General features: G+C 64.2%; 5 protein-coding genes and 1 pseudogene. 1 reads left to right on the forward strand and 5 read right to left on the reverse strand.

Features of this window, described 5'->3' with window-relative positions; all coding sequences use genetic code 11:
• Positions 1-119 precede the first annotated feature (119 nt).
• Positions 120-1,494: pseudogene (locus PGN25_05995) on the reverse strand (AAA family ATPase).
• 57 nt (positions 1,495-1,551) lie between these two features.
• On the opposite strand from PGN25_05995, the gene PGN25_06000 reads away from it, so the two are divergent.
• On the forward strand, positions 1,552-2,544 hold the full coding sequence (locus tag PGN25_06000; GenBank protein MEH3117157.1) for an IS481 family transposase: 993 nt from the start codon (positions 1,552-1,554) through the stop codon (positions 2,542-2,544).
• A 456-nt stretch (positions 2,545-3,000) separates the two neighbouring features.
• Here PGN25_06000 and PGN25_06005 read toward each other — a convergent pair whose 3' ends face one another.
• Genes PGN25_06005 through PGN25_06020 form a run of 4 tightly spaced genes read right to left on the reverse strand, consistent with a single transcriptional unit; the run spans position 3,001 to position 10,008 of the window.
• On the reverse strand, positions 3,001-3,810 hold the full coding sequence (locus PGN25_06005) for a hypothetical protein (protein ID MEH3117158.1): 810 nt from the start codon (positions 3,808-3,810) through the stop codon (positions 3,001-3,003).
• Between the two features lie 27 nt (positions 3,811-3,837).
• Positions 3,838-8,985, reverse strand: coding sequence for a hypothetical protein (locus tag PGN25_06010; GenBank protein ID MEH3117159.1), 5,148 nt, complete (start codon positions 8,983-8,985; stop codon positions 3,838-3,840).
• Positions 8,975-9,364: a DUF5615 family PIN-like protein gene (locus PGN25_06015; protein MEH3117160.1), complete on the reverse strand. Its 390-nt coding sequence runs from the start codon at positions 9,362-9,364 to the stop codon at positions 8,975-8,977. The genes PGN25_06010 and PGN25_06015 overlap by 11 nt, the downstream gene beginning before the upstream one ends.
• The gene (locus tag PGN25_06020) at positions 9,361-10,008 is read right to left on the reverse strand and encodes a DUF433 domain-containing protein (protein MEH3117161.1); all 648 of its coding nucleotides are present in this window, start codon (positions 10,006-10,008) and stop codon (positions 9,361-9,363) included. The genes PGN25_06015 and PGN25_06020 overlap by 4 nt, the downstream gene beginning before the upstream one ends.
• Between the last annotated feature and the right edge of the window lie 39 nt (positions 10,009-10,047).

Raw genomic sequence — 10,047 nt, forward strand, 5'->3', positions numbered from 1 at the left:
GCCTCCTGCTGGCGACGTGTGGGTTCAACGAAGCCAGTCAGGGCAGGGTTTTTGCGTTGTGCAAGAGTGTTTTAGATGTCGTCGCAATATAGCGAAGAGTAGAGGGTTTTAGCGTAGAACTAAATTCCGATGCCTCTTCCGCGACCGAGGCCGATACCGGCATGGAAGGCGATCTCGTCGCCAAGACGGCGGCCCGAGTCGAACGAGATGCCGAGTTCGCGCTTCCTGTTGGCAAGCAGGGATTCGAGCTGCGGATCGCGGTGGAGACCGTCGAGCATCTCGCCCATCTGCCGGCGGGTCGCCTTGGATTCGATGATGTCACCGGCCTGGTACTGGCGTTGACTGGTTCGGTCGAGCTTCTGCCAGCGTTCCACGAAGCGGTCGGCGAGTATGGCGGGGTTGTTGCGGATTTCGGTTTCGAGCTGGAGGGCGCGGATGGCTCGATTGACCCGCCCCGACCCGGCCTCGGCGGGGAGGTCGGTATCCTTCTTGTAGGCTGCCTCGGCATCCCGCCAGCCGTAAGGTCGCACCTCCTCGAAAGCGTCGCGTGCCCGGTTCAGCGCCGTTACCTGCTCCGGGCTCGCCTTGCCGCCGGCCTCCTGCGCGGCGAAGATCGCATCGATGGCGCGGGCATGGCGCGCCGCTCGGCATAGGGCTGCGGGTGTCGAGGCCCGGCGTCGCCAGAACATGCGTGCGGTCCACCGTCATGCCCTGCGCCTTATGGATCGTCGCGGCATAGCCGTGGTCGATGCGGTCGTAGTCCTTGAGGTCGAAGGCGACGCTGCGCCCGTCGTCGGTCCGCACGGTCATGCTCTGCGGACTGACCTCGACGATGGTGCCGAGCGTGCCGTTCTTCACGCCGAGCCCGCGTTCGTTGCGCAGGAACATGACGCGGTCGCCGGAGGCGAAACTCCGCTCGCCGCGCTCCACCGTGACACGCACGTCTTCGCCGAGATCGCCGCCTTCCCGCATGAGAGTGCGTGCGCCTTCGTTCAGGGCGCGGACCTCGGCGTTGGTGTGAGCGAGGATGATGCGGCTGCGGTCGGACGCTGCTTGGCGGTCACGGTCCCAGCGCTCGATCAGTTCGCCCCGCGCATCGTCGCGCGTCGCCGCCGCGTGTACCATGCCGTGCGTCCCATAGACATGGATCGCCAGACCGGTGCGGCCGGTGGCGAGGTCGTGCGTGGCCTCGCGCTGCCAGTCCTCGCGCTGGCGGCGGACTTCGCCGATCTCCGCCCCGCCGTGACGCTCATGGATCGATCGAAACGCTGCACCCGCCTCGATCGACTGCAACTGCTGGGGATCGCCAACCAGCACAACCTTGGCGCCGGCGTCGGCGGCATGGGACAGCACGCGCTCCAACTGCCGCGTGCCGACCATGCCGGCCTCGTCGATGACGAGCACGTCGCGGGCGGTGAGCATGTCGCGGCCCTGCGCCCAGCCATGCTCCAGACTGGCGATGGTGCGGGACGCGATGCCCGATCCGCCCTCTAGCTGTTTGATCCCAGGGTTTGATGGTGCACTCTTCACGTTGGAGTGGAGGGACGCGCTATGGGCCAAGTTCTTCACGGCAGCGCCACCACGACGGAGGCAGTCCGTCGAGCGATCCAGCATAGTCAAGCGAGCCTGAGGGCGCTCTCGAAGCGCTACGGGATCAACCGGAAGACGGTCGCCAAGTGGCGGCAGCGGACCTCGGTCGCCGATCAGCGCACGGGTCCGAAGGATCCCCGCTCGACGGTGCTGTCACAGGAGGACGAGGCGGTCGTCGTCGCCTTTCGCCGCCATACGCTCCTGCCGTTGGACGACTGCCTCTACGCGCTCCAGGCGACGATCCCGCACCTGACCCGTTCGTCGCTGCATCGGTGCCTGCAGCGCCACGGCATCAGCCGACTGCCGGAGGTCGACGGTGACAAGCCCAAGCGGTCACGCTTCAAGACCTGCCCGCTCGGCTATTTCCACATCGATCTGGCCGAGGTTCACACAGCCGAAGGGCGACTCTACCTGCTCGTCGCTATCGACCGCACGACCAAGTTCGCCTTCGTTGAGCTCCACGAGAAGGCCACGCGGCGGGTCGCAGGTGACTTCCTCCGCCATCTCATCGAGGCCGTGCCTTACAAGGTGCACACGGTGCTCACCGACAACGGCACCCACTTCACCACGCCCGGCAACGTCGCCTCGGCCGCTTCCGTCATCAAGGAGGCGATTGTAGCCGGCGAGACCTTCCGAGCCCACAGCTTCGAACTTGCCTGCGCCCGCAACGATATCGACCATCGGCTGACCAAACCGCGCCACCCCTGGACGAACGGTCAGGTCGAGCGGATGAACCGCACGATCAAGGACGCGACGGTCAAGCGCTACCATTACGACAGCCACGCGCAACTCCGTGCGCACTTGGCCGACTTTGTCAGCGCCTACAACTTCGCACGCCGTTTGAAGACCCTGCGCGGCCTCACGCCCTACGAAGCCATCTGCAAGGCATGGTCCGCTGAGCCCGGCCGCTTCAGGTCAAACCCGCTCCACCAAATGCCGGGACCAAACAGATAGCAGTGCGGGTCTGTGGGTGACGGCGGCTTGGGGAAGCAGGCGTTCGACATCGGCGAGCATAGGCCGCAGGTCGACGAGCCCAGCGTCGAGCTCCCGTCCGAGGACCGATGCAGTCAGACTGAGCAGGCCTTCAAGCCGCTGACGCGCCTCCGCCGCATCGGCTAGCGGTCGCCACACCCAATATTGCGCAGCCATCTGCATCGAGACGACGCCCGCTCGCTCAAGCGAGTAGTCGTAAGTCTCCTTCTCAACCTTCGGGCGTTCGGCGACAAATCGGCTGATAACGTGACGGGTAAGGCGAAACAGCCCCTGGAACGTAACGGCAGGTCGGCGCTCGACTGTGGTCGACTCCCAATGCCCGTGTGGCAACGCGATCGGTGTCGGAAGAGATCTCAGCCGGTGGATGTAAGCGGAGCGCAATCCGTAGGCTTGGCGAAGCGCTGCATCGAGTTCGAATCAAGCAATCGGGTGAACGCCAGCGTCAGGCTGGCGAAAGTAGTCGGCGTCGACATGTGCTTGAACAAAGGCGCGATAGCGTCGCGCAAGCGCGACATGTTCGTTCTCGAGGATGGCCGCCCGGATAGCTTCCGCCTGGAATGAACCAGTATCGGCCAAGGCGGCATCGATCGCGTGCCGCTTGCGGTCGTCGAGATCAGACCAAGCCGGTGCAAAGCCGTCGAAGTCCTGAGCGAGTGACTCTAAAGATGAAACGATGAGAGTGTAGGCGAGTGCGAGATCGTCTGGGATGCGGTGCAGGCCGGCGACGAAGGTCCGCATGGCGTGCATGGCGCCGAGATAGCTTCGTCTTTCAAGCGCGAGCAGCGCATCAACAAAGGTGAGGAATGCATCGGCCTGCTCGTCTGAAATGTAGATTGAACGGTCAAAGAAGCGAGCCACAAACTTCTCGGGCGCCTCGTAGGATGAGAACCCCGGACGCCCTCCAGTAAGGGCGCGAACCGTATCGGGGTCACGGGCGAAGACGCCGCCAAGCCCGAATGAGGCGACTACGGCGAAGTCGTCGAGAAATGGTCCAACGGTATGCGATACTAACACGCCGGGCGCGGGGTCGGCAGCCTCGATCCGCTCCTCCAATTCATAGACGAGGGCGAGGTCTGCTGGTCCGGAACTGGCCGACCGCAGCGTACCGGCGCCCGTAACGATGTCGCGCTCGTAAGGCAGGCGAACGTTGGCGTAGATCACGCCGGTCAGCTGATTGGTTCGGCCGACCCCCCGTTCGTAAAGTTTTCCGGTGTTGATCTGAAGCACGTTTCAGTTTCGCTCCTGTTCGGCCGCTCAACCGGGATTTGCTGCGGACGCGCCGACCTGTCCCGTGGTGACCGCCCTTTCGAGTTGGTGAGCTTCGGCGACGCCGATTTGAACGAGTCGGGCGAGTACGCCGTCGATCCGGGGGCGCAAAGGTGCGGACTCCCGGATTAGCGCCTGATCCGACCCGAGGACGCTCTCGAGCCACCGTGTTACTCGTGCTCCAAAGCCGTGGTCGCTCCACAATATGCTGTTGGTTGGCTGCCGACGCAGCCAGACCTCCGCGCTGTCGAGCAGGAACGGGAGGTGTTCGGCGCGCGGTGAGACCTCGAGCAGACTCATGGACAGCAGCGCGGTGAATGGGACTGATCCGTCAGCGATCATGCGAGTGAGCAGCGGAAAGAAGGTGTCGACCCGATCGACCCCTTTCGGCAGCAGATAGCAGCGCGTCTCAGCGAAAGGACTGTAGCGGCAGAAGAACAGCGGTGCGATCGCTGGGCCGATCCGGGACTCGACCGACATGGTGGTGCGATCCTCTTCCCGCCGCCAGCCGGTCGTCTGCACCATTCGGCCCACAATTTGCGTGCGTAGGGCAAGAGCGGTGTCCAAATCGAGCCCGCGATCGTTGAAGAAAGCCTGATCCAAGGCAGGAACCAGCTCCTCGGCAATGTCGAAGAACGACCGATCTGGGACGTCGATCGCCGCGGCGACGAACGCGATAGCCTCGTCGCGAGACATGCGAGTGCAGGCTTCCGCCACGAGCGGGACGTAGGCGTCATTCCATGCATCGCTGCGGCCGTCGATCTCAGCCTGCTGCTCGAGCCCTGCGCCATTAGCTTCGGCCGTCCAAAGCGCATAGGCTTTGACAAAATCCAAGATCCATGCGCGACGCTCGGCTTCGCTTTCGCGAGTTAACTGACGGACCCATATAGCCGCGGTCTGAGAGCGCAGTTGTTGGACCAGAGGCCGTACGCGTCCCCTCACGGACGAGGCCGGGAGATTGCCGCCGATTGCAGCCGGGTGGCGTAGATGGATGAGCCGGGCTGGAAGCTCTGGCCATGTCGGCTCGGGCGCGTCCCCCTCCATCCATCCGAGCTCGGCAGCGATAGCCTGAGCGACAGCTGTGCGGTGCTGCTCGTCGGCCACCAACTTCACCTCGTCGGGCGTATTCCAGCGATGGTCCGCCCGCACTTGGGCGCGAAGCGCGCAGCGGAGCAGCGCCGGGATCATCCGCGGTTCCAATTCTCCTATAAGGGACAGGCCTGCCCCAATGCCGTGAGCGGCGGACACGTCGTCGCGCCCGGCGACTGCGAGCAGGGCGGAGCGCGGATCGCCCCTGCCGCGGTGCCAGAGATGAATAATTCCGAGGGTCGCGATAGCGACCGGATTGAACCGAATTCCGTCGCGAAAATTCGAGGTCGCGACATTGGGCTTACTTGAGAAGGCGTCGGCAAAAACGTCGCGCACCCATACCTCATGGTCGTCGAGCAACGCGTCTGATGCGTCGCGCGCCACGATAAGCGCAGCCGAGACGATAGCGTGAGTTCGCGGTCGGGCGGCCTCTCCCTCTTCACTTGGTTCGGCTTGCAGCCGTTGCGCATAGGCGACCGCGTGCGCTGCAAGCTCGGAGCTGGACTGATCCGGATGCTCGAGCGCATTCTGGATTGCGGCGTCGACCCCGAAATCCAGCGTCTGGCTCGCTCGGTCACGCTGAAGAGCTTCTAGGTGCCGGGCCTCTTCGGGCGGAGATACGTAAGCCCGGCCTTGAGGTGTTTCCAACCAGTTGGCGGGGTTTGTCACGTTCAGCGCGTAGCGCGCCATGAATCGAGGGTCGGCGAAAGTGTCACCGCCCTCCGGCTCGCCGAGCTGCGTGGCGGCCACAGTCAGCAGGTCGCGCACGGCTTCGCGATGCTCATCATCAAGCGCAAAGGTGCCAAGTAGAGCTTCCAAAGCGAACCTCCGCGATGGGCGCTTAGCGAGGTCCTCCAAGCGTGTAGCGCCGGCTGGCTCCTTGGGCCCGATCGAGCCGAAGCCAAACAGGTCGATATTCGGCATCCCATCGTGCGTCTGCCGCTCGCGGTCGAGCGAGAGCAGCTCGGGCGAGCCTGCGAACGGGATCGCAGCCGCCTTGGTTTTAGGCCAGTGCGAGATGATTAAGTCGATCGCAACGAGCAGGAAAGAGGCGGGTGAGCCGTTGGGATCGAGTACATCGGCGAGAACTTGCTCTGGCGGATCACCGCGTTCGATCCGCGCGTGCCCCCAAGCTTCAAGCGCCATCAAACCAGACTCGACTGCATAGCCGTCATGCATCTGCCGAGACCAAGCATAGGAGTGGCGCCACGGGAAAAGGCGCGGCCCGGAAGCAAGCGCGAGTGTGTAGCCGTCCTCGCCCGGTTCTATGCCGCGCGTACGGCTGCGGATCGCGTGTGCGACCAGTTCACGAATAAGGAGCAAGCCTTGGTCGGGTGCTGCGTTCAGAAGCTCCAAGAACGGACCTTGCGCCGGCGAAGCCGGCAAGAAGTCCTTGTCGAGGAAGTTGAAGGTGTCGTCGCGAAGGTCGGATTGTCGGCGACGTCGCGTCTCGGGTTTCGGGACAAGGCCGAATAGCGTGAGCTCGACGAGTTCTGCGGGTGCCGCCTGGGCGAGTGCACCCCGGAACTTCATAATGTCGCGAATCGTCTGCTCAGGGTTCCGGCGCGCGAGCTGCCGACGCAGATAGGCCTTAGCCCGGTCGGGACTTCGCGCCGCCATCAGCAAGAAGGCTCGGCGCATGTCGCTCGCGAGATCGGCGAGATCATGAAAACGCAGGTCGGCGAAACGCGGTGGATCGGGCTTGAACGGGCTGTGATCCTGCGCCTCTTCGATCTCTTCCAGCCAGTCGGCAAGCGCACTCGCCAACTCGGGCGTGAGCGGATCGGAGACGAACATCGACACCGATAGGCTCTGGAAGAGCTCAGTCACATCGCCGAGGACATCGAGCGGAAGATCGGCTCGGCGACGCAGCAGCCAGCGCGTCAGCCTTGCCCATGAGCCATTCACTGGTGCCAAGATGGAGCGAGGCACGGCCGACGCGTCGCCGCCATGACGCACGATCATGTCGGCCATAGGTTCCGACTCGACCGCAAGGGCTGTCCGGATCAACTCCCTTAGGAGCGTGCCGCTAGTGGCCAATAACTCGTCGGCCGCCTGGTCGAGCAGCGCTTCCGCCTTTTCGGATCTAAGAGATGCCAGTAGGGACCAGCGTCGCCAGGATGGATGGGCACTTGGCACGCTTAATCTGGCAAGGTAGTCGACCCATCGGCGGCCATCTTCGGCCCGCTCGAGCGCGAAGCGCGCACCCAGTTCGATGCCTCGCGCGAGCGATGTCGGTGCCGGCAGGGATAGCGTAAGCAGGCTCATCTGGTCGGGCACGTCCCGCAAACGTGCGGCGACGGCCCACTCGCGAAGGACATCGTGAGCGAAGGTCACGCGATCTGGAACCAACTCACGAAGTGATCCACTGCCGACCAGAGCGTCGACGGTGCTCGTATCGGCCCGTATGTCCAGCGGATCGCGCCCAGCGAGTGCTGCGTCGGCCAGATCAGCAAGAAGGCGGGCCCGGTCGCGTCGGCCCAGCTGCACGCCATCCCCCGTCGTCCACCAGCGCTCGATCAAGTCGACCTCGGTCTGGAGCTGATCGAGCGATCCGTCCACCTCGAGCAATCGGGAGAGGCGGAACAGGTTGCGAGCGAGGGCACGAGCTGGCTGCTGGTCGGCGAGCAGTGCGCGGAGGCTGGGTGCCGTCGCCCGCAACTCCGCCACCTCGTCGCCCGTGAGTTCATCAACCAGGACCGGCGGGGCGACGCCAAGGGCGGCCAGCGCGTCGCTGGGCAGCCAATTTGGTTCGTCGACGTCGAACGTCGATCGCGCCGTAGCGACGACATGTAACCCCGGGACGGCGGCCGCGGCTCTGACCAAGTCGCTGATCGTCGTGCGCTTGGCGGGGTCGTCCACGAAGTCGAGGCTATCGATGAACAGAACGCCGCCGCCATCGCTCGCTAGATCGGCGAGGAGCTCTTCAGGACCGGTCGTCACACTCAGGGCCGACTTGAACGCGAGCCAGCCACCAGGGATGGTGCGATGTGGTGTGAGCACGACCGCGCGAGCTTCAGCGAGCGTCTGTTCCACGAGCAGGCCGAGAAGTCCAGATTTGCCGACCCCGGGGCCGCCGCGGATTTCGACGTAGCGACCGCGGTCCATGGCCGTCCGTAAAGCGGCCACTCGAGAGGCTCGGGCGAGGCTGACGCCCGCTATCTTGCCTTTCAGGTCTGCGGCGGCGAGCCGGGCCTCCTCCGCCAGCGTCTCACGTGCCGCTTGGCTGCGCCTTGGCCCAGTGACCCGGAATCCGTCCTGATCAGCAAGCGCGGCGACCAGGCGCGCTCGGTCAAGGTCTCCACCGGACGCAGCAACGCGAATCGTCGTTTCGATCAGCGTCTTCCACAAGGCTGCGGCGCGGGGCACGTCGTCGGCGTGCAGGACATGGCGCGCCCGCTCAATCGCGAGTTCGGCTGACTGGGAGCCCGGCGCATCGAAGTCGAAGGTAAGGATCTGAAAGCGTCGCAGCGCGTGCCAGATTGTGTCGTCGTCAGAGGGGCAACCAGCTGCCGCGAAGTGCGTGCGAACGGCCGCGACAAAGGTGCGCATGTCATCATTGGCGACACCGCGCCGGCCGAGCCGGCCCATGAAGACATCCGCCGTTTCGAGTTCTCGCGCCCAGCGCAGTACATCTTGATAGGGACCGGCGATCTTCGCCGAGGTTTTATCGGTCGCGACCGCAAAGTGATGTCTCAGATTTGTACGGTCGAGCGTCGCTATGGCGTGCCCGAGCTGATGAAGAACATCTCGGAAAACGGGGTCGCTCGGTGCAAAGGTTATCGTCCGCTTGATTTGTACTTCGAGCGTCCGATCGAGACCGTCCTGGCCAACGCCGTACACAATGACGTCGTCAAGCGGATGGCCTTCACCGGCACGTTGGAGAGCGACCCGGGCAATTGAGGCACCCGGTAAACCCCGCGGGTCGGCCTCCGCCAAGACGGTCAGAAGATAGTGCGCACCGACCTGACCCTCGAATAGTGCGCCGGCGGGTCCGCTTGCCGCGGGGCTCGCGGGAGCGGGCGCCGCGGCGGAGTCAATCGGCATCGTCCGCCTCGGGCAGCTCGTATCGCGTGAACAGAACATCCGCACCGTTCAGGCCAATCTCGACAACTTGGTTGATGAGGTCGGGTTCGGCCTCAGCCACATCGAAATAGCTGTCGAGCAAAGCGCGCTGGCGGGATGGCGCAACTTGCGGGAGGATGATGATCAGGCCGGCATGTAGCTCCTGTTTTCCGTAAAGTTTGCGGAAATCTGCCGCGTTGTTGGTGACGAACGTGTAATCGCCTTCGACAATCCGCGGCATCAGGTCCCAATCGGCCTCGCCGCTCAGTCCGAGCCAGTTTACGTGGTAGGCTTCATGGCCGCGCGCTTCGGCCACGTCGACCAGCGACGTATGCAGGCACTCGTCAACAAGCAGCTTCACGCCGAGTGACGGCGGGCGCTCGCCGTGGGACCCGGGTCAGGCTTCAGGGTGGAGCGTGATCGCGACCGCACCTTGGCACCGCGGTCGGCCAAAGACTTGGGCCGTCCGCGGCGAGGATGGGCGGCGACCCACATGCGGGCCAGGTCGAGGTGACGCTCCTCAAGTTTGGGATAACCTTCGAGGATCTCGCTCGCGTCCACGCCCTCGTCCAGCATTGTCGCGATCAGTCGGACGGGGATGCGCGTTCCCTTGAAGACCGGCTCGCCCCCCATCACTGCCGTGCTGCAGGTGACAGCCGACTCTGCGGTTTCCAGGTGGCGAGCGCGTTGGGCGATTTGCTTGCGCGCCTCCTCAACATCTACAATCAGATAGGTGTCCGCCTTGACTCGTTTCGCCTCTGGACGGGCGTCGATTTCTGCGAACAGCCTCTGCCGGCGCTCTTGGGAAAGGATGGCGCCGATAGCGTGCCAAAGTTTCAAGCGCAGGACGTCGCCGGATGTCAGCTTGCGCGCCGCCCGCTTTTGGGTGTGGCGCTCGGCAGCGTTCACGATACGCTTGTCGATGGCGTTGTGAACTGCCTTGACGGCTACGCCGCTGATTGCCGCCGCTTCTGCTGGGGTGTACTCACGCGCTGCGCTGGCCATATTCATTCTCCGCTAGGAGAACATATATGTCAGAAGCTG

The sequence above is a fragment of the Methylorubrum populi genome (assembly GCA_036946625.1).
Lineage (GTDB): Bacteria > Pseudomonadota > Alphaproteobacteria > Rhizobiales > Beijerinckiaceae > Methylobacterium > Methylobacterium populi_C.